The sequence below is a fragment of the Rhizobium sp. YAF28 genome, assembly GCF_052113285.1.
Classification (GTDB): domain Bacteria; phylum Pseudomonadota; class Alphaproteobacteria; order Rhizobiales; family Rhizobiaceae; genus Rhizobium.
Genome location: NZ_JBFRCX010000004.1, coordinates 338,868 through 365,458, shown reverse-complemented (window position 1 = coordinate 365,458; position 26,591 = coordinate 338,868). Strand labels below are relative to the sequence as shown.

General features: G+C 61.4%; 26 protein-coding genes. 17 read left to right on the top strand and 9 right to left on the bottom strand.

Annotated features, from left to right (window positions below):
• The first annotated feature begins 90 nt into the window (after positions 1-90).
• The 4 genes from AB4Z13_RS11840 (at position 91) to AB4Z13_RS11825 (ending at position 6,595) form a co-directional block, all read left to right on the top strand.
• Positions 91-3,858, top strand: coding sequence for a peptidoglycan-binding protein (locus tag AB4Z13_RS11840; RefSeq protein WP_439014043.1), 3,768 nt, complete (start codon positions 91-93; stop codon positions 3,856-3,858).
• 225 nt (positions 3,859-4,083) lie between these two features.
• The gene (locus AB4Z13_RS11835) at positions 4,084-5,007 is read left to right on the top strand and encodes a sulfite exporter TauE/SafE family protein (RefSeq protein ID WP_439014042.1); all 924 of its coding nucleotides are present in this window, start codon (positions 4,084-4,086) and stop codon (positions 5,005-5,007) included.
• Positions 5,007-5,807 (top strand): TIGR02186 family protein, encoded by an 801-nt coding sequence (locus tag AB4Z13_RS11830; protein WP_439014041.1) that lies wholly within the window; start codon positions 5,007-5,009, stop codon positions 5,805-5,807. Before AB4Z13_RS11835 ends, AB4Z13_RS11830 begins: the two co-directional genes overlap by 1 nt.
• Before the next feature lie 227 nt (positions 5,808-6,034).
• Positions 6,035-6,595: a dihydrofolate reductase family protein gene (locus tag AB4Z13_RS11825; protein ID WP_439014040.1), complete on the top strand. Its 561-nt coding sequence runs from the start codon at positions 6,035-6,037 to the stop codon at positions 6,593-6,595.
• Here the strand turns inward: AB4Z13_RS11825 and AB4Z13_RS11820 are convergent, their stop codons facing one another.
• The gene (locus AB4Z13_RS11820; protein WP_037101196.1) at positions 6,596-7,177 is read right to left on the bottom strand and encodes a TetR/AcrR family transcriptional regulator; all 582 of its coding nucleotides are present in this window, start codon (positions 7,175-7,177) and stop codon (positions 6,596-6,598) included.
• A gap of 83 nt (positions 7,178-7,260) precedes the next feature.
• Here AB4Z13_RS11820 and AB4Z13_RS11815 point away from each other — a divergent pair, with 83 nt between their 5' ends.
• Together AB4Z13_RS11815 and AB4Z13_RS11810 are read left to right on the top strand one after the other, a co-directional pair.
• A complete protein-coding gene (locus AB4Z13_RS11815; protein WP_439014039.1) occupies positions 7,261-8,208 on the top strand; it encodes an alpha/beta hydrolase family protein in 948 nt (315 codons plus the stop codon).
• Between the two features lie 57 nt (positions 8,209-8,265).
• Positions 8,266-8,847: a transglycosylase SLT domain-containing protein gene (locus AB4Z13_RS11810; protein WP_310378984.1), complete on the top strand. Its 582-nt coding sequence runs from the start codon at positions 8,266-8,268 to the stop codon at positions 8,845-8,847.
• 36 nt (positions 8,848-8,883) lie between these two features.
• On the opposite strand, the gene pdeM is transcribed toward AB4Z13_RS11810, so the two are convergent.
• Together pdeM and AB4Z13_RS11800 are read right to left on the bottom strand one after the other, a co-directional pair.
• Positions 8,884-9,612 (bottom strand): ligase-associated DNA damage response endonuclease PdeM, encoded by a 729-nt coding sequence (gene pdeM / locus AB4Z13_RS11805; RefSeq protein WP_439014038.1) that lies wholly within the window; start codon positions 9,610-9,612, stop codon positions 8,884-8,886.
• Between the two features lie 29 nt (positions 9,613-9,641).
• Positions 9,642-12,152 carry a ligase-associated DNA damage response DEXH box helicase gene (locus AB4Z13_RS11800; protein ID WP_439014037.1) on the bottom strand — a complete coding sequence of 837 codons (2,511 nt, stop codon included), beginning with the start codon at positions 12,150-12,152 and terminating at the stop codon, positions 9,642-9,644.
• Between the two features lie 96 nt (positions 12,153-12,248).
• On the opposite strand from AB4Z13_RS11800, the gene AB4Z13_RS11795 reads away from it, so the two are divergent.
• Both AB4Z13_RS11795 and AB4Z13_RS11790 read left to right on the top strand, forming a co-directional pair.
• On the top strand, positions 12,249-12,749 hold the full coding sequence (locus tag AB4Z13_RS11795) for an RrF2 family transcriptional regulator (RefSeq protein WP_439014036.1): 501 nt from the start codon (positions 12,249-12,251) through the stop codon (positions 12,747-12,749).
• A gap of 36 nt (positions 12,750-12,785) precedes the next feature.
• Positions 12,786-13,247: a carboxymuconolactone decarboxylase family protein gene (locus tag AB4Z13_RS11790; protein ID WP_439014035.1), complete on the top strand. Its 462-nt coding sequence runs from the start codon at positions 12,786-12,788 to the stop codon at positions 13,245-13,247.
• Between the two features lie 369 nt (positions 13,248-13,616).
• On the opposite strand, the gene AB4Z13_RS11785 is transcribed toward AB4Z13_RS11790, so the two are convergent.
• Entirely contained in the window at positions 13,617-14,252 is a 636-nt protein-coding gene (locus AB4Z13_RS11785) for a YitT family protein (RefSeq protein ID WP_439014034.1), read from the bottom strand.
• A gap of 193 nt (positions 14,253-14,445) precedes the next feature.
• The gene (locus AB4Z13_RS11780; RefSeq protein ID WP_439014033.1) at positions 14,446-15,378 is read right to left on the bottom strand and encodes a methyltransferase; all 933 of its coding nucleotides are present in this window, start codon (positions 15,376-15,378) and stop codon (positions 14,446-14,448) included.
• 140 nt (positions 15,379-15,518) lie between these two features.
• Here AB4Z13_RS11780 and AB4Z13_RS11775 point away from each other — a divergent pair, with 140 nt between their 5' ends.
• The 3 genes from AB4Z13_RS11775 to AB4Z13_RS11765 are packed head-to-tail and all read left to right on the top strand — an operon-like array spanning position 15,519 to position 17,661.
• Positions 15,519-15,785, top strand: a complete 267-nt coding sequence (locus AB4Z13_RS11775; protein ID WP_442206011.1) for a DUF6460 domain-containing protein — start codon at positions 15,519-15,521, stop codon at positions 15,783-15,785.
• A 1-nt stretch (position 15,786) separates the two neighbouring features.
• Positions 15,787-16,284 carry a CAP domain-containing protein gene (locus tag AB4Z13_RS11770; RefSeq protein ID WP_113322940.1) on the top strand — a complete coding sequence of 166 codons (498 nt, stop codon included), beginning with the start codon at positions 15,787-15,789 and terminating at the stop codon, positions 16,282-16,284.
• A 30-nt stretch (positions 16,285-16,314) separates the two neighbouring features.
• Entirely contained in the window at positions 16,315-17,661 is a 1,347-nt protein-coding gene (locus tag AB4Z13_RS11765; RefSeq protein ID WP_439014031.1) for an MATE family efflux transporter, read from the top strand.
• Here the strand turns inward: AB4Z13_RS11765 and AB4Z13_RS11760 are convergent.
• Both AB4Z13_RS11760 and AB4Z13_RS11755 read right to left on the bottom strand, forming a co-directional pair.
• Positions 17,637-18,725 (bottom strand): quinone-dependent dihydroorotate dehydrogenase, encoded by a 1,089-nt coding sequence (locus tag AB4Z13_RS11760; RefSeq protein WP_439014030.1) that lies wholly within the window; start codon positions 18,723-18,725, stop codon positions 17,637-17,639. The two genes, AB4Z13_RS11765 and AB4Z13_RS11760, sit on opposite strands and share 25 nt — an antisense overlap.
• Complete coding sequence (locus tag AB4Z13_RS11755; protein ID WP_439014029.1) at positions 18,722-19,075, bottom strand: DUF952 domain-containing protein; 354 nt, start codon at positions 19,073-19,075, stop codon at positions 18,722-18,724. Before AB4Z13_RS11755 ends, AB4Z13_RS11760 begins: the two co-directional genes overlap by 4 nt.
• 133 nt (positions 19,076-19,208) lie before the next feature.
• Here AB4Z13_RS11755 and AB4Z13_RS11750 point away from each other — a divergent pair, with 133 nt between their 5' ends.
• The 5 genes from AB4Z13_RS11750 (at position 19,209) to AB4Z13_RS11730 (ending at position 22,379) form a co-directional block, all read left to right on the top strand.
• The gene (locus AB4Z13_RS11750) at positions 19,209-19,607 is read left to right on the top strand and encodes a hypothetical protein (RefSeq protein ID WP_439014028.1); all 399 of its coding nucleotides are present in this window, start codon (positions 19,209-19,211) and stop codon (positions 19,605-19,607) included.
• 90 nt (positions 19,608-19,697) lie between these two features.
• Positions 19,698-20,345, top strand: a complete 648-nt coding sequence (locus AB4Z13_RS11745) for a response regulator transcription factor (RefSeq protein WP_113184061.1) — start codon at positions 19,698-19,700, stop codon at positions 20,343-20,345.
• Positions 20,346-20,461: 116 nt separating this feature from the next.
• Positions 20,462-21,130 carry a S24 family peptidase gene (locus AB4Z13_RS11740; RefSeq protein WP_037101171.1) on the top strand — a complete coding sequence of 223 codons (669 nt, stop codon included), beginning with the start codon at positions 20,462-20,464 and terminating at the stop codon, positions 21,128-21,130.
• A gap of 10 nt (positions 21,131-21,140) precedes the next feature.
• Positions 21,141-21,917, top strand: coding sequence for a thermonuclease family protein (locus tag AB4Z13_RS11735; protein WP_439014027.1), 777 nt, complete (start codon positions 21,141-21,143; stop codon positions 21,915-21,917).
• Positions 21,918-21,965: 48 nt separating this feature from the next.
• Positions 21,966-22,379, top strand: a complete 414-nt coding sequence (locus AB4Z13_RS11730) for a tellurite resistance TerB family protein (protein ID WP_007821246.1) — start codon at positions 21,966-21,968, stop codon at positions 22,377-22,379.
• 114 nt (positions 22,380-22,493) lie between these two features.
• Here AB4Z13_RS11730 and AB4Z13_RS11725 read toward each other — a convergent pair whose 3' ends face one another.
• A complete protein-coding gene (locus AB4Z13_RS11725; RefSeq protein WP_439014026.1) occupies positions 22,494-23,369 on the bottom strand; it encodes a transporter substrate-binding domain-containing protein in 876 nt (291 codons plus the stop codon).
• Between the two features lie 451 nt (positions 23,370-23,820).
• On the opposite strand from AB4Z13_RS11725, the gene AB4Z13_RS11720 reads away from it, so the two are divergent.
• A complete protein-coding gene (locus AB4Z13_RS11720; protein WP_439014025.1) occupies positions 23,821-25,818 on the top strand; it encodes a methyl-accepting chemotaxis protein in 1,998 nt (665 codons plus the stop codon).
• A gap of 61 nt (positions 25,819-25,879) precedes the next feature.
• Here the strand turns inward: AB4Z13_RS11720 and AB4Z13_RS11715 are convergent, their stop codons facing one another.
• A complete protein-coding gene (locus tag AB4Z13_RS11715; protein ID WP_439014024.1) occupies positions 25,880-26,263 on the bottom strand; it encodes a VOC family protein in 384 nt (127 codons plus the stop codon).
• Positions 26,264-26,591: the final 328 nt, after the last annotated feature.

Here is a 26,591-nt window from a genome sequence, read left to right as displayed (position 1 = left end):
TTATGGATGGCGCTCTCCGATGCGTACCCCGGTATGCTTCGGAAAAGGCAATGATCGGGCCCAGACCGGGTAATCGAAGCGAGCAAGAACATGAACGGATCGCGATCACATTCTTCCCGGCACTCCGACAGGACCTCGCTCGACGCGTTGAACCGCACCATCGAAGGGCTGGAAGCGCGGATAGAAGGCCTGATGGGCAGCGGGCGCGAACAGCGGCCTCGCAATCCGACGCCCGAACGTGATCGCTACGCCAGTTCCTATGCGCCGCGCGCAGCCGATCCGCTTGCGGAAATCCGCCAGCGCCAGCGCGCGCTTGACGCTACCAGAGAGAACCGCGAGCGCGCCTATACGCGCGAAGCGGCACCGGCCCTTCTGCGTGAACCGGCTCTCGCGCCTGCCCTGCAGCGCGCTCCGGCGCCGCAGCCGGCGACAGCCGCCTTCCGCGCCTCCGACGACACGATGACTGAAATCGCCCAGGCACTCGTCAACCTGCGGCAGGATCTGAAGCGCGACATTTCCGAAGGTGTCACGCGCGAGATGAATGCGTTGCGCACGGAACTGCGCGAGATCAAGACCAGCGCGCAGGACCGGCATTTCGCAGACGACATCCGCGCCGACATGGGTCGTCTGTCGCAGAGCATTGCGCAGCTCACCAACCGCTCGGCCGGACCGGAGGCTACCGGTCTGCGCAACGACTTCGAGGAGCTGCGTTCGCTGATGGACGGGCTGGCGCGCGAAGATTCGATGCGCCACATGGAACAGCGCTGGGAGAATGTGGAAAACCGGCTGGCAGAGCTCGACACGGCCGGACTGCAGGGAGAGCTCGTGTCGCTCGCCTACCGGCTTGACGACATCAAGCGGCATCTTGGCGGCATGGGCGAAAGCCCAGCCGTGCAGGCGCTGGAAGACAAGCTCATCACTATCGCCTCCGCTGTCGAGCAGTTCGGCAATCTGATCCAGCCGCACGACCGGATCATGTCCGAACAGTTCGCCGCGATGGATACGCGGCTCGACGAGATCAGCCGCGCGATCGCCGCCAGCGGACGCACTGCCACGGGTACCGACCCGGCGCTTATGCAGCGGCTGGAAAACCGCCTTTCCGCACTTGGCGACCAGATCGAGCTGATGGGTCGGGCCACCATGAGCCGGCCCGGTCCAGCCGACGACATGGCAGGCCGGCTGGAAGCGCTGACGGCGCGCGTTGAAGACCTCGCCAATACCGAAGCGACTTCACGTCTCGACGAGCGGCTGGAGCACCTTTCCTACCTGCTCGAACGCACACAGAAGGCCGCGCCGCAGCCGGACCTGACCGGCACGCTTTCCGATATCTCCCGCAAGATCGATGCACTGGAAAGCGGCTCGGTCAATGATGCGCTCGCCAAGCGGCTCGACTATCTCGCACGCCGCATCGACGAGATGGAAATCCGCCCCGCCCCGGCGCCTGTTATCGACGACAGTGCCTTTCAGCGTCTCGAAGGGCGGCTCAGCGACATCGCCGCGCGGCTCGAAGAAAGCACGGCAGCTGCGCCGACCGACACGCGCGCGCTGAAGAACCTCGAAGATCAGATCGCCAATCTCTCCGAACTCTTGAGCGCACCACGCGAAAATGCCGAAGTGTCGGCAAATCTCGACCGCCGCATGGGCGCGATCGAAGATTATATCGCGACGAACGACGAATATATCATCGAGGCCGCGCGGCAGGCGGCAGAAGCGGTGGTCGATGCCTATTCGCGCAATGGCGGAGCGCAGGGCGCTGCACCTGCAGCAGCCGACATGTCGGCTCTGGTCGCGCTTGCCGAAGATCTGCGGCATCTCGAAGATCTGAGCCGCGACGGCGAAGAACGCACCCACAAGACCTTCCAGGCTCTGCACGAGACTTTGGTGCATATTGCCGACCGGCTGGATACGATGGAAGAGCGGGTTCGCCCGGCCGCCCGGATACCGGCGACAGAAGTCGATTTCGACGTCGATCCCTACGCATTGGTCGACGCAGGCCGGGAGCCAGCTAAAGCTCCGGTGATGCAGGCGCCGAAGGCTTCGCCCGTGCTGCGCACGGCCGCAATCGCTGAAGAGGCGGCGCCGCGCATGCCGGAAGCGGCATTGGCCGACAGCACCAGCGCGATCGCCATCGAAGCCACCAGCCAGCAGGAAAAGTCAGTTGTTCCCGCCAAAGGCAGCCTGCTCGCAAGCCTTGGCCGCAAGCTGATGCCAGCGCGCAAGACGGAAGCAAAGGCGGTTGCCGAGCGCACGGTCATCGATCCCGCTCCGTCGATCGATCCCGTCGACGTGATGCCGACTGAGGCGGCAAACGAGCTGCTGGAACCGGGCTCCGGCGCACCTGACGTGAAGAAGATCCTGGAACGCGTGCGCGCCAGCCAGAACGCCCAGCGCGGCAAGCCGGCCACCGAAAACGATCGGGCGGACTACATCGCCGCTGCGCGCCGCGCCGCGCAGGCTGCCGCCATGGAGATCGACAGCAACGGAAAGCCTGCGACGCGCGCCGAGCGTCGTGCCGCCAAGCCTGAAAAAGCTGGCAAGGGTGGCGCCTTCTCGCGCTTCCGCCGGCCGATCCTGCTGGCAGTCGGCGCCGTACTGCTCGCCATTATGGCCTTCCCGCTTGCCCGCACGCTGACGACGGGCGAAAAGGCCCCGCCGCCGGCTGAAGTCTCGGCCCTGACCGGTGCGACCGAAATGCCGCAAGCCAACATGGCAGCCCCTGCACCGGTTGCGCCGGAAGCAATCGCACCGGAAATCGGTGCCCAGGCGCCGGCGATGACGCCGGAGACAACACCTCCCGAGGCGGCCGCTCCTGCAGAGCCGCAGGCGGCGACACCCGACCACCTGACCGATGCCGCGCCACCTGACGGCGAAGGCGCCGAATCCTTCGACCAGGCACCGGCACAGGAGACGTCCAGCTTCGTTCCGAACGCGCCCGCCGCACCGGTGGCAACGACGCTGGCAGCTCCTGCTGCTGCTTCCATCATCGTTCCCGACACGATCCAGCCACAGCCGCTCGCCGACGCAGCACGCAACGGCGATGCGCTAGCGCTTTTCGAGATCGGGGCGCGCTACACCGAAGGCCGCAACGGCCTTGCCGCCGACCAGAAGCAGGCCGCGAGCTGGTATCAGCTTTCCGCCGACAAGGGCTTTGCGCCGGCGCAGTACCGTCTCGGCAGCATGTATGAGAAGGGCAATGGCGTCGCTCGCGACGTGCAGAAGGCCAAGGCCCTCTACGAACAGGCCGCAGCCCAGGGCAATGCCAGCGCCATGCACAATCTCGCCGTGCTCTACGCCTCCGGCGCGCTCGGCCAGCAGGACTATGCTACGGCCGCCTCATGGTTCCAGAAAGCAGCCGACCTCGGCATCACCGACAGCCAGTTCAACCTCGCCATCCTCTGTGCCCGCGGCAATGGTGTGCCGGCAGATCTGGAAGAATCCTACAAGTGGTTCGCGATCGCCGCCAAAGCCGGTGACAAGGACGCCGCTCAAAAGCGCGACGAGGTGGCGAATGCCATGAAGCCGGACCAGCTCGAGCGCGCCCGCGCCAAGGCCGACCTCTGGAAGCCGCAGCCACTCGACAACAAGGCGAACGGCATCGAGATCCCGGACGCATGGGCAAGCGGCGCTGCGCCGAAGACGGCAACCGTCGACATGAAAAAGGCCATCCGCAACATCCAGGCGATCCTCAACAATAACGGCTTCGACGCCGGCCCGCCGGATGGAGAGATGGGCGCCAAGACGGTGACCGCCATCAAGAACTTCCAGAAGTCGATCGGCCAGGAACCGACCGGCAAGGTCAATGACGACACGGTGAAGGCGCTTCTGGAGCGGAACAAACCAGGCGCCAAGGCCATCTGAGACAACCCGGCGGCACCCTGCCGCAGGGCTTTGCGCACTTTCGCACTGACTGTCACAGAACCTGAAAAAAGCCGGATTATGCGGGACATATCGGGGCTCGCATCCAGCTGACCATGGCTTTTTTCCTTCGAAAGCCTCTGGCAACGATTTGACAGTAGGATGCGCCATTCGAATGGGGACGTGAGAGTGCCGCCCCGGTGGGAGCGGCAATAATCGGGGTCGGCTGTGACAATCTATCTGCCCATCGCAGAATTGTCGGTGAACATTTTCATCATTCTCGGCATGGGGGCTGCCGTCGGTTTCCTGTCCGGTATGTTCGGCGTTGGCGGTGGCTTCCTCATCACGCCTCTGCTGATCTTCTACAACATCCCCCCGGTCGTCGCCGTCGCGACTGGCGCCAACCAGGTGGTGGCTTCCTCGATATCGGGGGCGATCACACATTTCCGGCGCGGCACGCTGGATGTGAAGCTCGGCACGGTGCTGCTTGTCGGCGGTCTTTCGGGCGCGACGGTCGGCATCTGGATTTTCTCCCTGCTGCGCGCCATCGGTCAGCTCGACCTCTTCATCTCCCTGCTTTACGTCGTCTTCCTCGGTACGGTCGGCGGGCTGATGCTTTGGGAAAGCGTCAACGCCATGCGCCGTGCCGCCCGTAACGAAGCGCCTGCCCCACGGCGACCGGGCCATCAGCACTGGGTGCACAAGCTGCCGCTGAAGGTGCGATTCAAGAAATCGAAGATCTATCTCTCGGTGATCCCGATCGTGACACTCGGATTTTCGATCGGCATCCTCACCTCTGTGATGGGTGTCGGCGGCGGCTTCATCATGGTGCCTGCGATGATCTACCTGCTGCGCATCCCGACCAATGTGGTCGTCGGGACCTCGCTCTTCCAGATCATCTTCGTGACCGCCTATACGACGATCGTGCAGGCGGCGACCAACTATTCGGTCGATATCGTGCTCGCCTTCTTCCTGATGCTCGCCGGCGTCATCGGTGCGCAGTATGGCGTGCGCGTCGGCCAGCGGCTGCGTGGCGAACAGTTGCGCGCTCTGCTCGGCCTGCTGGTTCTTGCCGTCGGCCTGCGCCTTGCAGTCGCACTGGTCGTGACACCGGAAGACATCTATTCGGTGGTCATGGGAGTGGGGAACTGATGCTTCGGCTCCTCCTGCTCCTTGCCCTTCTCATGCCTGTCGCCGCCTCGGCACAGGTGCTGCTGCCCGGACAGGGAACGACGCGGACAGAGCGCGAGGGGCTGGAAATCGGCACTTCCACCAGCGAAATCGCCATTACCTCCGATTTCCGCGGCGCAGACCTGACGATTTTCGGCGCGGTGACGAATACTGACGACCTGCTGCTCGCCATCGGCCAGTATGATGTCATCGTAGTTCTGGAAGGCCCGCGCGAAGACGCCACGGTGCGCAAGAAGGAGCGGGTCTTCGGCATCTGGATCAATACCTCGTCAATGACCTTTGCCGACGTACCGCATTCCTATTCGATGTCGAGCTCGCGCTCTATCGACGACATCACGACACCGCTCGACCTGACCGGAGAGGGTATCGGCATCGACCATATTCCACTGCGGCCGATCGATTTTGCCGGCAACTTCAACAGTCTCAACGAATTCCGCACAGCCTTCCGGCGTCTGCAGCAATCGGGCGGGCTTTACGAGCGCGATCCGAGCGGTGTTCGTTTCGTCTCCTCCAACCTCTTCAAGGCAAGCCTGCGTCTGCCGGCCAATATTCCGAACGGCGTGCATACGGTGCGTGCCTATCTGTTCAAGAGCGGGAAATTCGTAACGCAGAAATCGCAGCCGCTGCGCGTCATCAAGACGGGCATCGAGCAGACGATTACCGATGCGGCGCATGAGCAACCGATTTTCTACGGCTGCTTTGCGGTGTTGCTGGCCGTGCTGACGGGATGGGGCGCCAGCCTGATTTTCCGCAAGGATTGATCGGGCGGAGGTCCGCCGTCGCGGCGATGACTTTCAAATGGGCTTTTATCAAACGTCCGGGGACGATGACGTACCCGGTGGGCGGACGCTTGTCCCGATGCCCGCCATAGCCACCATTCAAAGTCTTCTTGCTCATGACCGCTTGCATTTCACCATCAGTCAAGCTAATTTCAAAACCAGTTGCTTATGGCAACTGGTTTTGAAGAACATGGTCCAAGGAGGATGAGATGAGGAAGCTTGTTGTCTGGAACCTGATGACGCTGGACGGTTACTTCGAAGGGACGAAGCCGTGGGATATCGAGTTTCACAATCTGGCCTGGGGACCAGAGCTCGAGAAATATGCCGAGCAGTTCGGTGAGGAAGGCGACCTTTTGGTCTTCGGCCGCAAGACCTATGAGGGCATGGCCGCCTACTGGCCGAGCGCGGAGAGCGAAGACAAGATCAAGGCCTATATGAACGGCATCGCCAAGATCGCCGTCTCGCGAACCATGGAAAAGGCGGACTGGCACAATACGCGCGTCGTCAATGATCCGGTGTCCGAGCTGAAGCGGCTGAAGGAAGAAGATGGTAAGACGATCTTCGTCTTCGGCAGCGCCGAGCTTGCCGATACCCTGTTGAAGGCGGAGTTGGTGGATGAAATCCGCATCTGCCTCGTGCCCGTTATTCTCGGCCGCGGTAATCCGCATTTCAAGCCTGCGGATGCGCGGCAGACCCTGAAACTGCTCGACTCGTCTGTGACGAAGAGCGGCGCGGTGATCCTGCGCTATGAGCCCGTCAGGGCAGTCTGATCATTTGCCTTTACCGGCTGCAGCCACCAAGGCTGCGGCCGCTTCGCCTGCCGTTTCCATATAGGTGGGATCGCGATGCAGGAGCACGGCGGCAAAGGAGCCGTCGAGCAGCAGAACGACCTGGCGGGCGAGCTTTGGCGCCTCGACAAGATGCTGCTCCTCGAAGAGAGCAGCGAGCCATTGCTCGACATTCTTCTTATGCGCGGCACCAACCTTGATGGCGGGATGGCCGGGCATATTGGCAAGTTCAGCCGAGGTCCTGAGATAACCGCAGCCCTTCCATTTCGGATGCCGGGCGGAGCGAGCCAGATTGTCGAATATACCCTTCACCTTCGCCGCCAGATCCCCATCCGTTTCCGCAAACCAGCGCCGATAGACCGCGAGATTGGGCTGGTCTCGGGTTTCCAGATAGGCGGCGATCAGGTCGTCCTTGCTGTCGAAATGATAATAGAGGGTCCGCTTCGTGACATCAGCTTTCTCCGCCACGGCGTCGACGCTCACGGCCCGGATGCCTTCGCTGTAGAACAGTTTGGCCGCAGCGGCGACGATGCGTTCGCGTGTGTCGGAAGCGGATTTGACCATGTCGGCAATGTATACCGACTAGTGAGTATCCTCAATACCAGCTGTCGCCTACTGTCCCCCAAGTGCAGGCAAGGGAGAGATATATGCCGGCTGCAAGAAAACCAAGGAAGAGCGACCTTGCACGGGAGGCGGAAGCTGTCGCGATCGGCTGCCGTGACGGCGTGGAACTACGCGGCCATCTCTGGAGTGCAATCAGCGACCAAAGCATCGGCAGCGTCGTCATCAATCCGGCAACCGGCGTCGCGGCACGCTATTATCACTATTATGCGCGCTTTCTTGCCGAACACGGCTTTGACGTGCTGACCTATGATTATCGCGGCATCGGCCTGTCGCGCCCGGAACGGCTACGCGGCTGCGGCTATCGCTGGCGGGACTGGGGTGAACGGGATTTCGATGCGGCGCTGCTTTTCATGGATGGCCAGCGGCCCGGCCAGCCGCTTTTCGTCGTCGGACACAGTATCGGCGGCTTTCTGCCCGGCCTTTCGGCTCATGCCGACCGCATAACGCGCATGCTTGCAGTCGGCGCGCAATATGGGAACTGGCGAGACTATGCCCCCGCGCACCGCTGGTGGCTGCTCCTGAAATGGCATCTTTTCATGCCAGCGGCGACCTTGCTGTTCGGCTATTTTCCGGGGCGCCGTCTCGGCTCGCTCGAGGATCTTCCGAAGGGCGTTGCGCTCGACTGGGCGTTCCAGCGGGGGTGGATCGATCCTCATCCATCGGCTGCCGAAAGAGCCGGTGCGTCGAAGCCCTTTGAGAATTTTCACGCACCAATCCTGAGCCTCACCGTCACCGATGATGAGATTGCGACTGTCCACGCTATCAGGCGCGGTCTTTCCCATTATCGCAACGCAAAGGTGGAAGAAGTGCTGCTGACGCCGGAAGATCTTGGATTTCCGAAGATCGGACATTTCGATCTTTTCCACGCGCGCCACGCCGCCGGCTTCTGGCTCGACACTCTGCTCTGGCTGCGGGACGGCACCAATCCCTGGCCTAGTAAAAAGCCGTCGGTACATCTCGTATTCGCATAAAAACAGCTCTTTAACGTTTACGAGTTAGTAATCTCTCGGAAACGAGAGGTTTGTGTCATGCGTACTCGTATCGTGCTCGCGGTCATCGGGCTGGCCCTGCTTGCCGGCTGCGCGACGGCGCCCCGCCAGACGAGAAATATCTGCGCCGTCTTCGATCAGAAGGATGGTCTCTTCACAAGCTGGCAGGGTGCTGCGGAGCGTGCGGAGAAGAAATACGGCGTGCCGGTGCCGATCCTGATGGCGACCATGTATGTCGAATCCGGCTTCCAGCCTTATGCGCGGCCGCCGCGCACGAAGCTCTTCGGCTTCATTCCCTGGACGCGGCCTTCGACGGCCTATGGCTATTCGCAGGCGTTGAACGGAACCTGGGACCACTACCAATCCGAAACCGGCAACTGGGCCGCAACGCGTACCAACTTCGCCGACGCGATCGATTTCATCGGCTGGTACCACTACAGCAACAGTCAGGCGACGGGTATTCCGCTCAACGACGCCTATGGTCTCTACCTTGCCTATTATTCCGGTCCGACGGGATACAAGCGCGGCGACTGGCGCAACAATGGTCAGCTGCAGCAGACGGCGCAGAAGTTTGCGCGGATGGCCGGGACCTATCAGCAGCAATTGCAGGGATGCAATTGAGTTATTCCCTTCTCCCAGTGGGAAAGGGAGAAGGTGTCAGCCCCGCAAATTGTCGTACCGGACCGAATAGATCCTGTCACGCCCGAGCAGATGAGCAATCAGCGACGCCTTGTCGAAGAGGCCCTTCATGGCCTTGTGGCCGAGGTCGAGACCACCGCTCATGACGCCGAAAGCAGGCATCAGCAGGCGGGCGCCGTCCGTGGCGAAGCAGGGACGGCGAACGGATTTTTCGCGGCGGCGGACGGTGGCTGCGGGATGCAGATGGCCGGCGATTTCACCCTTCTGCAAGCCATCGCGCGGCTCATGACGGAAGGTCAGGCCGGCATAATATAGCTCGTCCGAACAGGTGCCCGGCAGGTCGACGGTGCCGTCAGGGTCGTGATTGCCATTGATCCAGATCCATTCGCGGCCGCGGGCCATCTCGACGATCAGCGTGCGGAAGGCATCCGGCAGATGCTCGGAGCCGACACGGTCGTGAAAATTGTCGCCGAGCGAAATGACGATTTTCGGGTCGTAGCGGGAGATGACCGCTGCGAGCACAGTGAGCGTCGCCAGCGTATCGTAAGGCGGCAACATCATGCCGCGGCGGGCAAAGGCCGCCCCTTTTTCCAGATGCAGGTCGGAGACGACGAGAATGCCGGCATCCGGCAGATAGAGCGCGCCAAGCGGATCGCAGACGGCCGCAACACCGTGAATGGCGGTTTCGACGCCCGGTATTGCGGCAAGGCCAGTCATGTCGCGCGCGAGCGCCAGGCGGTTCATCATTCAGTCATTCCAAGTTTCAGGCCAAGTTCTTATGCCATCGCCTCGGCGATCAGGTCGTCGGCGGCTTCGGCAAGCAGGGCGTCATGAGCCTGACCCGGTACCGATTCCCGGCCGATTTCCAGCATGACCGGCACGGCGAGCGGCGAAATATGATCCAGCGCCCGGTGGGTGATGTGGCCCTTGATTCGCCTCAGCATATCGCCAAGGCGGGAAATATCCAAAAGACCGGTCGAAGCATCTTGCCGTGTTGCCTGCAGCAGGATGTGATCGGGCTCGTGGGTGCGCAGCACATCATAGATCAGGTCGGCGGAGACGGTGATCTGCCGGCCGGTCTTTTCCTTTCCCGGATGGCGCCGCTCGATCAAACCTGCGATCACGGCACAATTGCGGAAGGTGCGCTTCAGAAGGAAGGATTCATTCAGCCAGGATTCCAGATCGTCGCCCAGCATGTCCTCATCGAAGAGATCGGAAAGACTGAGGCGACCGTTGGCGATCATCAGGCCGAGATCTTCAAGCCCCCAGATGGCAAGGGAATAATCCGTTGCGACGAAACCGAGGGGTTTAGCCCCTGTCCTGTCCAGACGGCGGGTAAGCAGCATGCCGAGCGTCTGGTGTGCGAGCCGACCTTCGAAGGGATAGATGACCATGTAACCGCGGCTGCCGCGCGGGAAGGTCTCGATCAACAGCTCGTCGCGTTTCGGCAGGAGAGATTTTTCCTTCTGCAGTGAGAGCCAGTCTCGCACCTGATCCGGCAGGCGGTGCCAGCGATCGGGATCGTCGAGCATCGAGCGGACTTGATCGGCTAGGTAGGTCGAGAGCGGGAACTTGCCGCCGGCATAGGAAGGGATTTTCGGATCGAAGGAATAGGCTTGGCTCACAAGCGCCTCGTTTTCCCGGATGCCTTCGAAGCGGAGCACCTTGCCGGAGAAGATGAACGTATCGCCCGGTGCGAGCTGTTCGAGGAAATATTCCTCGACCTTGCCGAGCACGGCACCCGGACGGCCAAGCCTGCCGCCCTCGCCGCGTTTGGCCATGCGAATGTTCAACATCGGATCCTCGACAATGGTGCCGAGGTTCAGGCGATATTGCTGGGCGACCTGCGGATTGGAGACGCGCCAGCGGCCCTCTTTTGTCTTGCGGATGCGGGCATAACGCTCATAGGTGCGCAGAGCATAGCCACCGGTCGCCACGAAGTCGACGACACGCTCGAATGTCTCCCATGGAAGATCGGCATAAGGCGAGGCGCTGGTGATCTCATCATAGAGTTCCAGCATGTCGAAGGGTTCGGCACAGGCCATGCCGAGCACGTGCTGGGCAAGCACATCGAGTCCACCGCGGCCGACGGGGGGCGTATCCTGCGCGCCGATGTAATTCGCATCGAGTGCTGCCTGGCACTCCATGACCTCGAAGCGGTTGGCGGGGACGAGGATCGCCTTCGACGGTTCGTCCATGCGGTGATTGGCGCGGCCGATGCGCTGAGCAAGGCGCGAGGCGCCCTTGGGCGCGCCGACATGAATGACCAGATCGACATCGCCCCAGTCTATGCCGAGGTCGAGGGTCGATGTGGCGACGACGGCCCGCAGCCGGTTGGCGGCCATCGCGGCTTCAACCTTGCGGCGCTGGGCAACATCGAGGGAACCATGATGGAGCGCGATCGGCAGATTTTCCTCGTTGACCGTCCAGAGCTCCTGAAAGAGCATTTCGGCCTGCGAGCGGGTATTGACGAAGAGCAGCGTCGTCTTGTGATCGATCAGCTGCCGATAGACATCCGGGATCGCATATTTGGCGGCATGGCCGGACCAGGGAATGTGCTCTTGCGTATCGAGAATGGAAATCTCGGGCTTTGCGCCGCCTTCGACGAGCACTAGGCCGGCATGGCTCTCCCTGCCCTCCTCCTGTGCCACCAACCATTTCTGCAAATCCAGGGGTTCGGCAACGGTGGCAGAGAGCCCGATGGTCCTCAAATCGGGTGCAAGCCTGCGCAGCCGAGCAAGGCCGAGCGAGAGCATGTGCCCACGCTTTGAGGTGACGAGCGAATGCAGCTCGTCGAAGATGACATATTTCAAATCCTTGAAGAAGCGTTCGGCCTCCCGGTTTGCCAATAACAGGGCGACTTGCTCCGGCGTCGTCAGCAGGATGTCCGGCGGGTTGAGCTTCTGGCGCTGGCGCTTGGCGTTCGGCGTATCACCGGTGCGGTTCTCGATCGATATCGGCAAGCCCATCTCGGTGACGGGCTTCATGAGATTGCGCTCGATATCAACGGCCAGCGCCTTCAGCGGCGAAACGTAGAGCGTGTGGATGCCCGTGAAGGCCGAGCCGGGCGGGATCTTGCCACGGCGTGTGAGGGCGGTCAGCGACGGCAGAAAGCCGGCGAGCGTCTTGCCGGCGCCGGTCGGCGCAATCAGCAGCGTGCTCTCGCCGGCTTCGGCACGGGCCAGCAATTCAAGCTGGTGGGCGCGCGGGCGCCAGCCCTTTTCCGCAAACCAGCGGAGAAAGGGTGTAGGCAAGGCAAGGCTGGTCTCGGCATCGATCTGATCCACGGGGCAAATGTAGTTCAAACGCGGACGAATAGAAGCGGTATTGACTCCCCAGCATAATCGTGGATAAATAATATCCATGATTAAGGGAGATCGGCTGTGAAGCTTGGTGACGGCGTCGAACAGAGCATTCATTGCACGGCGGTACTATCAGGGCTTTCGGCGGGCGGCGTGCTATCGGCCGCAGCCCTCGCCGAATATCACGGCGTATCGACGAGCTATCTGCTGAAGCACCTGCAGGCGCTTTCGGGAGCCGGAATTCTGGAGACAGTGCCGGGGCCGAAGGGCGGCTACCGGCTGGCGAAGAAGCCGGAAGACATTTCGCTGCTCGATATCGTGCTTGCGGTCGAAGGACCGGCGCCTGCCTTCCGCTGCGCCGAGATCCGCCAACGCGGCCCGAACCCGCTGCCGCAGCGCTATTTCACCAAGCCCTGCCAGGTCACGGCGGCAATGCTCAGAGCCGAGCGCGCCTATCGCGCCGAACTCGCGAACACCAGCATCGCCGACATTCTGTCCGAACTTTCCGCTGATGATGACGGCGGGATCGCAGCCAGAGGCTGCGCCTTCATGGAAATACATGAAAGAAAAGTGGCTCGCTGAGCCCCTAACACAAACCCCAACCCAAGGAGAAATACCATGCAAGCACGTTTCAACTTCGGCAAAGCCGCTCCGGATGCCTATAAGGCCGTCGTCGCTCTGGAGCAGTATGTGCAGGAATCCGGACTGGATAAGCGCTTCATTCACCTGATCAAGCTTCGTGCCTCGCAGATCAATGGCTGCGCCTATTGCGTCGACATGCATTCGAAGGAAGCGCGCCATCACGGGCTTTCCGAACAGTGGATCAACCTGATGTGCGTATGGCGGGAATCGCCGGTTTACGACGCCCGCGAACGCGCGCTGCTCGGCTGGGTCGATGCGGTGACGAAGATTGCAGAGACCGGTGCGCCGGATGCCGATTACGAAGCCCTGAAGGTGCATTTCTCGGAAGAAGAAATGACCAAGATCACGGTTGCGATCGGCACGATCAATATCTGGAACCGGCTTGCCGTCGGCTTCCGCAGCCAGCATCCGATCGATGCGCCGCAGAAGGCAGCCTGATACTTCGTTGCTGATAAGGGCTTTGTCCCGGTGACCGACCCGAGAGATCGGGTCGGTTGAATATTTCATCGTCTGTGGTGCGTATCGGACCTCACAGCAACGGCTTCAGGCAATTTGCCCGAGAGGTCCATGCTGTTGAATATGTCGCGAACGACCTTGGCGATTTCCTTTGCGGAAGAGCCTTTGGCGTATTCTTCCTGCATGCGGCGTCTGACAAGCTTTTCCAAATCTGACATAGCTCACCTCATCATATCCGGCGCGAAGAGAAGTGTCGCGCCAGGACCGATCACGGGCAAGTTACGTTTTGTTTATAATGGCTTACCGATTTGTAATGTTGAGTCTTTCCTAGTCAGATTGACCCGGAAAACTCTAGAGAGCGATGTAGCGGTCGGCCCTGTGATTGATCGCGACGAACAGATTGAGCACGACGGCGCCGAGCACGGAATAGAAAACGACCGGCGGCGTGGTGACGAAGAAGGCGGCGGTCAGGACACACATGTCGATGGCAAGCTGCACGAGGCCGGCGCGGATACCGAAACGCTCCTGCATATAGATGCCGAGGATGCCGACGCCACCGAGGCTGGCGCGATGGCGATAGAGCGCGAGAAGGCCGTAACCCAGCAGCAGGCCGCCAAGGAGAGCCGCCCAGGCCGGATGAATGGCAGCGATTTCCATTACCTTCGGCTGCAGGCTGATGAGCAGCGAGGTCAGGCCGATGGCGATGAAGGTCTTGATCGTAAAGGCGATGCCGAGCTGTTTCCACGACAGGTAGAAGAAGGGCAGGTTGAGCATGAAGAAGGCGGTGCCGAAATTTACGCCAAAGGCATAATGCAGCAGGAAGGCAATGCCGGCGGTGCTGCCGGTCAGCAGGCCGGCGCTCGCGAGCACATAGAGGCCAAGCGCAGACACGAGGCTGCCGGAGAATACGCCCTGCACATCCTCGACCGGCGTGTGACGCGTCGCGGTGGTATTCCAGAACCCAAGGGCATTGATGAGCTGGCTCATGGCGCGATCTCCGATAGCGGCTCCGGACCGGCCGGAGGAAGAGGGAATGTAAGGGTGGATACGGCGCGTGCTACGCTCCGGGGAGCGCGTCGCTTTCTTGCGGAATGGCCGGATTATCAGGCCTTACAAGGTTGCACGCAAGCGAAATATGTAAGCAATGCTGACCTATTTTAAAATCGCAAGAAATATGCGTTCAGACGGTCTTGCGCGTAAGGAACAGAATGCCGGAAACCGGTTTACCGCCATCTTTGCGAATGATGGTTTTGACGATGTCGAGGATTTGGAGACCGTGGGCTGCCGCGAGCCCTTCGACATAGGATTGGGAGTGGGCATAACGCAGTGACGGGGCCAGGCTGAAGCCATCGCGTTCGCCGCCATCCTCGACCGAAAAGACAAAATCGGCGCCCGCTATGGAGAGGTCGTCGAGGATCGCAAAGACGCTTTCCAGATTGCCGAGATACATAAGCACGTCGGCGGCGGTGACGAGATCGGCGCGGTGCCGCCCGCCATCGGAAATGAGACCGGAGGCTTCGGGCGCCAGCGACAGGTCTGCCTGGGCGAGATGGTCGTAGATATGCTTTTCGGCAGCCTTCGCCAGCATGTTCTGCGACAGGTCGAAGCCTTCGAGCTCCGTGACATGGGCGCGGATTTCAGGGCCGAGCAGGCCCGTACCGCAGCCGAGATCGACGGCACGCCGATAGTGCCTTCCGGTCGATGCGACGAGCGCCGCAAGTTTCTGCGGAACGGAATAGTCCAGCTTCTCGACGAGCGAGGTCTCGAAACGATCGGCATAATCGTCGAAGAGGCGTTCAACATAGCGGCTTGGCGGCTGGGCCGGCGTCTCAGTGTCGCCGAGCAGAGCAAGCTTGAGGCTCGAGCCGAAAACATCCTCGGGATCGAGTTCCAGCGTACGGCGATAGGCTTCGACGGCGGCATCCGTTTTGCCCACCTTTTCCTGGTAGGTGGCGAGGCGGTACCAACCTGCAGCCCATGCCGGTACCAGTTCCAGCGCCTGTTCCATCAGCTCGGCCGCAGCATCCGGCTCGCCGCCCTCATCCAGCATCCTGGCGTAATCGGCACGGCGGTCGGCGATGACATCGCCGGAGGAGAGCTGGCTTGGCTGCATGATTGGACCCTTTGGCTGGCGGCATTTGGCTTCGGCCACAAAAAAACTCAAGTCCTATTTCAGAGGCGGTGCTGTCTTGGTGGAAAAGGCTTGCGGGCGAATCGCCGCGACCGTATCTCAAGACAAACAGGAGATGGCGCATGTCCGATCAGGTGAACAGGTTCCTCGGCGATTCCATTGGCCGCACGATCATCAAACTTTTGGTGGTGTCGCTGGTCGTCGGCTTCGTCATGGCCATCTTCGGGCTGACCCCCTGGGAACTTATCTACAACTTCCGTGATTTCGTGATCCATCTATGGCGGCAGGGCTTCTCTGCGCTTGGCCGCGTCGGCGACTATCTGATCCTGGGTGCGACCATCGTCATTCCGATCTTCATCATCATCCGTCTTTTCAGCTATCGCAAATAACATGAGCTCAACCATCCTTTCTCGCCGCGGCCTGCTGCAGCTTTCAGGTCTTGCACTGGTGGCCGGCATTGCCGGCTGCACCACGACCCCGAAACTTGCGACCACGCCTTCCAATGCCGCAGACGAGACGGCTTCTGCATTGCCGCTCGTCAACCAGCTTCGCGCCAAGAACGGCCTGCCGCCGCTCAGCGTCGATCCGCATGCAAGTGCAGCCGCGATCTTCCAGGCCAAGCGCATGGCAAGTGCGGGCAGGATGAAGCATCTGATGGGCATGACAGACAGTTTCGGCGCCCGCGTGAAGGCGAGCGGTGTTGCCCTGCCGGCTGCCGAAAACATTGCTTCGGGCCAGCAGAGCGTCGATGCGGTCGTCACCGCCTGGATCAATTCCCCCCACCATCTGGAAAATATGCTCGGACGCTATAGCGGTATCGGCGTTGCCGTTGCACATAATACGTCTTCCAAGAACCTGCCCTATTGGGCCATGGTACTTTCCAGCTGAGGCGATTCCGCCTCTCCCCAAGAGGCGGATATGGATACCGGCAGCAGCAGAAATACATTGGCATTCGACGTGACGCACCGCCTGGTGCTGTCGATCGCCATTCCGATGACGCTCGGCTTCATGACCACGCCGCTGCTCGGTATTACCAATACCGCCGTCGTCGGCCATATGGGCGATCCTGAAGCGCTGGCGGGGCTGGCGATCGGCGCCATGCTGTTCGACCTCATCATGGGCAGCTTCAATTTCCTGCGGGCGTCCACGACCGGGCTGACCGCTCAGGCGCTCGGGCGGCGTGACGCGCATGAGCAGCAGGCCGTCTTCTGGCGGGCGATCGTCTCGGCGCTCGGCTCCGGCCTGGCACTTCTCGTGCTATCACCGCTGTTGATCCTGATCGGGCTGAAGCTAATGGGGGCGGAGGGTCGGATTGCCGAGGCGACCAGCAGCTATTTCTCGATCCGCATTCTCGCCGCACCGGCAGCGCTTGCCAATTACGCCCTTCTCGGCTTCGTCCTCGGCCGCGGTCAGGGTCGGACAGGGCTGCTGCTGCAGGCGCTGATCAACGGCATCAATATCCTGCTTTCCATCTATCTCGGGCTTTCGCTCGACTGGGGCGTTTCAGGCGTCGCCTGGGGCACGATGGCGGGCGAAACGGCGGGCGCGCTTGCCGGTCTTTTCATCGTGCTGCGCAGTTTCGACAAAGCGTATCGGCCAAGTCGGATGGAGGTCTTTTCGCGGAGCAAGCTCGCCGAACTCTTCGCGCTGAACCGCGACATCCTGATCCGCACCTTCGTGCTGATCGGCTCATTCGCGATCATGACCCGCATCGGCACCAGCTTCGGCGCCATAACACTGGCGGCCAATGCCGTGCTGATGAACTTCTTCCTGCTGTCGGGCTATTATCTCGACGGCCTTGCCAATGCCGCCGAGCAGATCACCGGCCGGGCGATCGGCGCGCAATACCGGCCCGCCTTCGACCGCGGTTTGAGACTCACGATCCTCTGGTCCTTCGGGCTGGCGGCGATCATTTCCGGCTTCTTCTATTTTGCCGGCCCCACTCTGATTTCAGTGTTGACCAATTCGCCCGAGGTGCAGGCGGCGGCCGAGACCTACCTGCCTTGGGCAGCGGTCACGGGGCTGACGGGTGCGCTCGCCTTCCTGATGGACGGGGTCTTCATCGGCGCGACCTGGTCCGTCGACATGCGCAACCGGATGCTGATGTCCTTTGCAGGATATCTCGCCATGCTCGCCGTCTTCGTGCCGCTCTTCGGCAATCATGGCCTATGGCTGGCGATGAATGCCTTCCTGCTGTTTCGCGGTTTCTTCTTGGCAGTGCTGGTGAAGCCACGCGCGGCTCAGACGTTCCGAGCCGCCCAGTAATTGACGCGGCTGTCCCTGAGATCGCGGATCGAGGCAACCTTTTCACGGTCGAGCAGCTTCGACAGGCCGCGAACAATCGTGCCGGGAAGGCCCGGGCCTTCATAGACCATGCAGGAATAGAGCTGCACGAGATCGGCCCCGGCTCTGACCTTTTCCAGCGCCGTTTCGGCCGAGGAGACGCCGCCGACACCGATGATCGGCAGGGCCGGACCGGCGCGCTTGCGCATCTTGGCGAGCACAGCGGTGGATTTCTCGAAGAGCGGTGCGCCGGAGAGGCCGCCGGTCTCCTTCGCCTGGAGCTGATCCTTCAAGCCATCGCGGGAGAGCGTCGTGTTCGAGACGATGAGACCATCCAGCGCATGCGACAGCGCCTCCGCGGCAATGTCATCCATGCCCTCTTCGGTAAGATCAGGGGCGATCTTCAGGAAGACCGGGATTTTTCGGCCGGCCTTTTCAGCTTCCTCGTCGCGTGCCGTCAGCACGGCCGACAAAAGTGCGGCGAGGCTTTCGCGCGCCTGCAGATCACGCAGGCCCGGCGTATTGGGCGAGGAAATATTGGCGGTGAAATAGCGGGCGACCGAATAGAAGCGGCGGATGCCGGCGACATAGTCGGCGATCCGGTCCTCGCTGTCCTTGTTGGCACCTATATTGACGCCAATAATGCCGGCGCGGCCGATCTGCGACAGACGGCGGAAGGCCGCTTCATGGCCTTCATTGTTGAAGCCAAGGCGGTTGATGACGCCTTCATCCTCCACCAGGCGGAAGATGCGCGGGCGCGGATTGCCCGATTGCGGCTTCGGTGTAACGGTGCCGATCTCAGTAAAGCCGAAACCGAGCTTCAGCAGTGCCTCCGGCACTTCCGCGTTCTTGTCATAGCCTGCCGCCATACCGAGCGGATTGGCAAAGTCGAGACCAGCAACGGTCTGGCGCAGACGCGGATCCGGCGCGATGCGGCACGCGGGCACGACGCCCGATTTCAGCGCCGCAATCGACATCCCATGCGCGGTTTCCGGATCGAAGAGGAAGAGGCCCCGGCGGGCGATGCGCTTGAAAGGATCGATCACGGTGCAAGCTCCGGAAAGATATGGGTGCCGGTATCGTCGACCAACAAAGGCGCTTCCCAGAGTACGGCCGAAAGCGGCAGATCGGCATAAAGATGCGGGAAGAGCGCGCCGCCCCGCGAGGGTTCAAAGACCAGCTTGTCGCCGAAATTGCGGCCATCGATGGCGACGAGGACAAGGCCGGTCTGGCCGGCAAAATGCAGGGCTGCGGTCTGCTTGACCTGATCTGCCGTCGAGAAATGGATGAAGCCATCCTTCTGATCGATGCCGGCGCCATGAAAAACGCCGGTTTGTCTGGCTTCCTGCCAGAGCGCCTCCGGCACGATCTTGTAAAGGGTCGGTGTCGTGGTCATGATGATCCCGTTGGCTGGCCTTGTTAAGAGGGGGCTGGCCTTCCTGATGAGGGCTTTGCCCCAAAGAGACGGCGATGTCCACGCCCGCGGGCGCAAAAACGGACAGGCACCAGGCTTTGCGGAGGATGAGACGATGAAGGCATTTGCAATCATGCTTGCCGCCGGTCTTCTGCCGCTTGCGGCATTGGCGGCGGAGCCAGACGCAGCCCGCTTCCAGCTCGAGCGCAGCGGCGACCATTTCGTGCGCCTCGACCGGCAGACGGGGGCAATGTCGCTCTGCACCGAAAAAGACGGGGCGCTGGTCTGCCGCATGGCGGCCGATGAACGCGCGGCCTATGAGGACGAACTCGACCGGCTTGCCGATCGGGTGAGCGCGCTGGAGAAGAATACAGCCGCCCGGCCCGCCTTGCCGACGGATGCGGAAGTCGACCGCTCGATCGGCATCATGGAGCGGATGATGCGCAGTTTCATGGGTATAGTTCGGGAATTCCAGGCGGAAGACAAGGCCAATCCCCTTCCGCAGCGGAGTTGATCTGGTTATATTCATATAAGTGGAGAGTCATGTTCGTGCGGGGGAGCCGGACAGGACTGACGGGATCGAGCTCTTGGGAGGGAGTTTTCGATGCAGGAACAGACCATCATCATCGCTGACGACCACCCGCTTTTCCGCGACGCGCTGCGGCAGGCGGTGACCGGTATGGAAGGACGGCAGGCGATCGTCGAAGCCGGAGATTTCTCCGCGGCGAGAACGGCTGCGGGCGAGCACCCGGATGCGGACCTGATGCTGCTCGATCTTGCCATGCCTGGAGTCAGCGGCTTTTCCGGCCTGATGGCGCTGCGCTCCGAATTCGTCAGCCTGCCGATCGTCATCATCTCGGCAACCGATGACACCACGACGATCCGCCGGGCGCTGGAGCTCGGCGCTTCCGGTTTCATTTCGAAATCCTCAGGCATCGAGGATATCCGCCGCGGCATCCTGACAGTGCTCGCGGGCGACATTGCCACACCGGAGAGCTATCGCGATGGACAGGAACAGGACCCCGATGTCGCCGACCTCATCCATCGCCTGCACACGCTGACACCGCAGCAGAGCCGAGTGCTGACCATGCTCGGCGAAGGACTCCTAAACAAGCAGATCGCCTACGAGCTCGGCGTTTCCGAAGCGACGATCAAGGCGCATGTCTCGGCAATCCTCTTGAAGCTCAACGTCGACAGCCGCACGCAGGCAGTCATCCAGCTCGGCAAGATCAATATGGCCATGGTCGCCTGAGCTTGCGTATCCGCGAGACAGGATTTTATTCCTCATTTTCACTTTACTCGGGGAAGTGCCTCGGTTAATCTGCCGGCGATAGAAAGCGGCCGGATGGACCGCGGAACCGGACGCATATGCTGTCACATGACCAGATCTGGGGAGCGATCGACAGGCTTGCCGAAGGGCATGACCTGACGCCGTCCGGTCTTGCGCGGCGGGCGGGGCTCGATCCGACCTCCTTCAACAAATCCAAGCGGCTCTCGGCAGACGGGCGCCTGCGCTGGCCTTCGACGGAATCCATCGCCAAGGTGCTGGAGGCGACGGGAGCGAGCATGGAGCAGTTCCTTGGCTTCATGCGGCCGGCGGGTGCCGCCGCCGCCAGCCTGCCGGACAGTATTTTTGCCTCACAGGGAAGCTCCATTCCCCTGCTCGGCTTTGCACAGGCGGGCGCTGGCGGCTTTTTCGACGATGGCGGTTTTCCTGCGGGCCAAGGCTGGGATGTGGTGGAATTTCCGGCTGGCCCCTCGCAGAAGGCTGGCGTCTATGCGCTCGAGGTACAGGGCGAAAGCATGATGCCGCTCTATCGCGACGGCGATGTGCTGATCGTGGAGCCCGGTGCGCAGGTGCGCCGCAACGACCGTGTCGTCGTCAAGACACGCGAGGGCGAGGTCATGGCCAAGGTGCTTCTACGCCAGAGCCCGCGCTCCATCGAACTTTTGTCGCTTAATCCCGAACATCCTAACCGGACGATCGAGCTTTCCGACGTCGAATGGATTGCCCGCATCATCTGGGCCAGCCAATAGGAAAATAATCATGCGCCCTGCCGCCTTCATCACAGGTATCGCGGGGATAGCGACTGTGGTTGGCCTGCTCTTGGCCGGGCAAGCGCGGCTCAATGGCGGCGAGGGCCTGTCATCCAACGCCGAAGCCGGAAGCGTAGCCGCGGCGCTGCCTGATGCGACCGCCGATGCGGCAAAACCGCTTGTATCTATCACAGACGAAGATGCTGAATTGATCGCTCGGGCAACGGAGCCTGCGCCAACCGAGCCGGCGGCGGCTCCATCCGGAAACACAGCAGAGGCCTCTTCCGAAAATGCGCCAGCGGATGCAACGGCGCAAAGCGCTCTTGCGCCGACTGAGACGCTATCAACTGCGCCTGCTGGAAAGGACAGCGTGGAACTGCTGCGGCCGACGGTGGAGAGCGCCGGCATTCTCTCCTTCGGCAAACGCAGGCTGCAGATTGCCAATATCATCGAGACGCCCGCCGACAAGAGCTGCGGCTCGGATGGCAAGCAGTGGCCGTGCGGCATGATGGCGAAGACGGCTCTGCGGCTTTACCTGCGCAACCGCACGATCGATTGCGACCTGCCTTCCGATGCGTGGGAGGACATGGCGAGTGCGGCCTGCCGGCTGGGGCAGCAGGATATCGGCACATGGCTGGTTGAAAACGGCTGGACGGAGGCGCAGCCGGGCTCACCGCTTGCCGCTGCCGGCGAAAAAGCAAAGCAGGCAAAGCAAGGCATTCATGGTGAGGATCCGCGCCGCAGGCCGGCGGCTACGCCCCGGCCCGAAACGGCCGCTCCCTTGTAATAAAGACCGCCAATTCCTAATCTCCGCTCATCGAAGAGGGAATCAGACATGAACAAGCCGCTTTCCGCCCATGACGCGCTGATCTATGTGATGGTGATGGCATCCGCCGTCGACAGCACCATGAACGACCGGGAAATGGAGAGGATCGGTCAGCTCATCGGCTTCCTACCGGTTTTCCGCGATTTCGACGACGACAATCTGATTTCCATCGCCCGCGACTGCGCCTCGCTGCTGGCAGGGCCCGAAGGGCTTGACGTCGTGCTGGAGACCGTTCGCGATACGCTGCCTGCCCGTCTCTATGACACGGCCTATGCACTGGCGGTCGAAGTCGCCTCGGCCGACCTTTCCGTCAAGGCCGAAGAACTGCGGCTGCTCAGCCTGCTGCGCGACCGTCTCGGCCTCGACAAGCTGACCTGCGCCGCCATCGAGCGCAGCGCGATCGCCCGCTTCCGCAAGGGCTGATTTCTGCTTTTCTTCACGCAATTCCGGACGCAAACCACTGCACACTTTTGCGGGATTGCTTCTCTTCACGCAATTCCGGACGCAAGACCGCTGCACACTTTTGCTGGAATTGCTCTAGTACAGCCCGTAAGGGAAATAACGCAGATAGATTTCCTGCAGGCGGCCATTGCGCGAGAGCGTTGCCAGCGCATGGTCGATTGCTGCCGTCAGCACGCTGTCATTCTGGCGCAGCATGATCGTCATTCCCTCGCCCAGGAAATGCTCGGACATATAGGGACCGTCGAACAGGGCGCAGCATTTGTCTGAAGCTGACGAAGCGACCCAGAAGGAAAGTTGCAGCGCATCGGCAAAGGCAGCATCGATCTTGCGTTCCTTCAAGGCCGTCAGCAGCGCTTCCTTATTGTCGAAGGGCTGAGCCTTGATGGTAGGGAAGAAGGCAGCAAGCATCGCCTCATGCACGGTGCCCTTGACGACGCCGACGGAATGGCCAGCGAGGCCGGCAGCCGTCGTTCCGGTCACGGAGGCGCCCATGTTGCGGACGAAGCGGGCCGGCAGCATCAGATAAGGGCGGGAGAAGAGGAACTCGCGGCGCAGCTCGGGCGTGACGGCAAGGCCGGCAATGACGGCGTCACCCTGTAAGCCGGCAAGCGCCTTCTGCAGGTCGGCAAAGGGCAGCGCCTGGATCTGGCACTTATCAGCGATCTCGAGCTCGGTGCAGATCTCGCGAGCCAGATCGACGTTGAAGCCGGAGAGCTTGCCGTTCTGGTCGGTGAAATTGAAGGGCGGGAAGTCCACCGAGGTCAGGAAACGCAGGCGCACGAGCGAGGACAGATCCGGCTTCGCCAGACGCTCGCGGGAATCGAAAAGCAGCGGCACGGACAGGCCCGATTGCTGCGCAAAAGCGGAAAAAGCCGAAAACAGTGCAACCGAAAATAGGCAAAGGACGAAAATCCCTCTGAGGGCCAGAAACGCCGGTCTAGATTGCACCATGATAACCTGCCTCGGGAGTAAGAGCGGCGCTTGCCACAGGCCGAGATGTAACAGAATCACGCCCAACGGGGAATATAGCCTGGCGGGCGACAGACTGCGATCGGACAGAATTGCGATACGCGCAGGCCTTCAAAGCAAGCCTTTCGGAAGACTCGGCCCCGCGCCAGTCGCAAAAAAATTCCGCATAAATTGCATTTTTCGAACACCCAAGCACAAATGACAACTATGCCCCAAAAATTTACGGGCAATCCTGCGAGCCCGTTAGCGCGGAATTAAGCAATATCCGATCTTATTTGTTGCGACGACACCGACCTCACCGGCCGACCGCATGATGCGCATGTCGAACCTCCCAAGGTATCTCCCACACCGCAATACCGAAGAATTGTTCTGCAACAAATGATTTCAAAAGCACCGGGTCCGCAACACACCCGGCCAATCGGGTGACATTTCCATGCTGAAACATCTGAAAATCCGCACAAAAGTCATATCGGTCGTGGCGCTCCTGGGGCTGATCACCATGGCCGGATTGGTCTATGTCATGTCCGAGTTCCGCCAAGCGGACGCGACTTACAGCGCCTTCATCGATCATGAGGCGCTGGCCTCCATGCAGAGTGCGCGCGCCAGCGCATCGATCGTCGCCTCGGTGCTGCAAGTGAGTCTGCTTGCCGATATGAAGCCCGATACGCCGGCATTCCAAACAGCGCTCGCCACACCGAGCAAGCTGCCGCAGGCACGCGACCGCATGAAGCAGGCGCTGACACTTGTGCCCAGCCGCAAGGCGGCGATCGATGAAATCCAGGCCGGTATCGATGAAATCGAAACGCTGGCGAACAAGATCATCGAGCAGAGCAAGGCCAAGGACAGCGCCGGCGCCCTGGCGAATGTCGCCCTGATCAATGCCAAGCTCAACGCACTGACGCCGAAGATGATCGCCAACAATGATGCGATGATGGCGATGCTCAACGACGGCGGCGACGCTCTTTCGGCTGCCGTTAACCAGCGGATCGTCTTCTGTTTCATCCTGATCGGCATTGCGGTTCTCGCCGCTGTCGGCATCAGCGTGGCCGTGGCGCAGATCGGCATCGCCGGCCCCATGATGCAGCTGCGCCTGCGCATGACGCGGCTTGCCGAAGGCGATACCGCGAGCGAGATCAGCGGTCTCGACCGCGGCGACGAGGTCGGCCAGATGGCAAAGGCCGTCTCGATCTTCCGCGACAACGCGATCGAGCGTGCCCAGATCGAGGCGCGCGCGGAAGCCGACCGCAGCCTCAGCGACAACGAGCGCCGTGAACGCGAAGCGCAGAAGGCCGCGGAAGCCGCCGATCTCGAGCGTGCGGTCAATGCGCTCGGAGACGGCCTGCGCCGGCTCTCGGCGGGCGACCTCCTCTCACATATCGAAACGCCTTTCGTCGCGCATCTCGACGCGCTGCGCCAGGATTTCAACAATTCGGTCGAGAAGCTCAACGAGACCCTGCACGCAGTCGGCTCCAACGCCCGTGCCATCAGCGCCGGCGCCAACGAGATCCGGTCGTCTGCCGACGAGCTTTCGAAGCGCACCGAACAGCAGGCCGCTTCCGTCGAAGAAACGGCAGCAGCCCTCGAAGAGATCACCATAACGGTGAAGGACGCGGCAAAGCGTGCCGAAGAGGCAAGCCAACTCGTCGCCCGCACCCGCCTTGGCGCCGAGAAATCCGGCGACGTCGTCCGCAAGGCGGTCGCTGCCATGCATCAGATCGAGCAGTCCTCCGTCGAGATCGGCAATATCATCGGCGTCATCGACGATATCGCCTTCCAGACGAACCTGCTGGCGCTGAACGCCGGTGTCGAGGCAGCGCGTGCCGGCGAAGCCGGCAAGGGTTTTGCGGTCGTCGCACAGGAAGTGCGTGAACTCGCCCAGCGCTCTGCAAACGCCGCCAAGGAAATCAAGGCGCTGATCAACACATCCGGCACGCATGTGCAGACCGGCGTCTCGCTGGTCGGCGAAACCGGCAAGGCGCTCGATGCGATCGTCCACGAGGTGCAGGAGATCAACCAGCACGTCCATGCGATCGCCGAAGCCGCCCGCGAGCAGTCGACCGGCCTGCAGGAGATCAATACAGCCGTCAACACCATGGATCAGGGCACCCAACAGAATGCCGCCATGGTCGAGGAATCCACCGCGGCAAGCCATAGCCTTGCCACGGAAGCGACGGCGCTCAACAACCTGCTCGGCCAGTTCCGCCTGACAGGCACCGGCGGCTTCGTTGCAAGCGCGCCGATCTCGACCGCACCGGCCGCGCCGCGCGCTGGCGCACGGCCGGCTGCCAGAGCTCCGGTCCGCGTTGCCGAAAGCACCGCACGCCCGAAGGCTTCGCCCGCCCGCGCCCTCGGCCAGAAGATAGCCAGCGCTTTCGGCGTGAACAACGCTGCCCCCGCCAGCAGCCAGGAAGCTGACTGGACGGAGTTCTGAGCTGATGACATGATTGAATGAAAATGGGCGGCTTCGGCCGCCCATTTTCGTTTCAGGTCCTTCAGGCTGGTGGACGCCAGCCGACTTCGACAAGAAGGTTGCCGGGCGCGGTGCAATAGAAGAGCCAGCCGCCGCGAATGGCGGCCGGTGGTCCTGAGACAGCGGCATCATCTGTCACCAGACGGCCATGAAGCCGATCGACATCCAATCTTTCGGTGAGGATGAAGCCGATATGATAGGTCTGCCGCTGCAGCTCCACCTGATCGGCACCGCCGAATTTCGGCAGCGGGCGGCTCAAGACGATCTCCGTTCCCTGGTCGTCATGAAGGATCGCCCGGCCGATCCGTTCGTTCATCTCCCGCAATTCCAGACTGAAATAACGCAGGAAGAAATCCGCCGTAGCGGCAATATCGGGCACGTAGAAATCAAGATGGTTCAAACGCATGAATGTCTCCTTTGAGAATAAAATCCCGGAGGAGTGCGTCTTTTAACGCTCCGCATGCCGCCGGGAACCCGCATTCGCATGCGGGCCACGTCGCGGGTTCTCGTGTGAAACACGGAGCAGAGCTTCCGATGATGGAAGGGACCGGGCTTACCTCATCCGATCCTGCCTTTTTCGACAGCATCGCTCTACCAGATAGCGCCACGAGCGGCAATCAGATCAATCGGACGGTTGGCGCGAACGATCACAACCTTTACCCGGGCACTTCTCGAAGGGTTGAAGACGCGCGCACCGTTTGTATCGTGAGCTTTCGGCGATTTGCGGTACAATA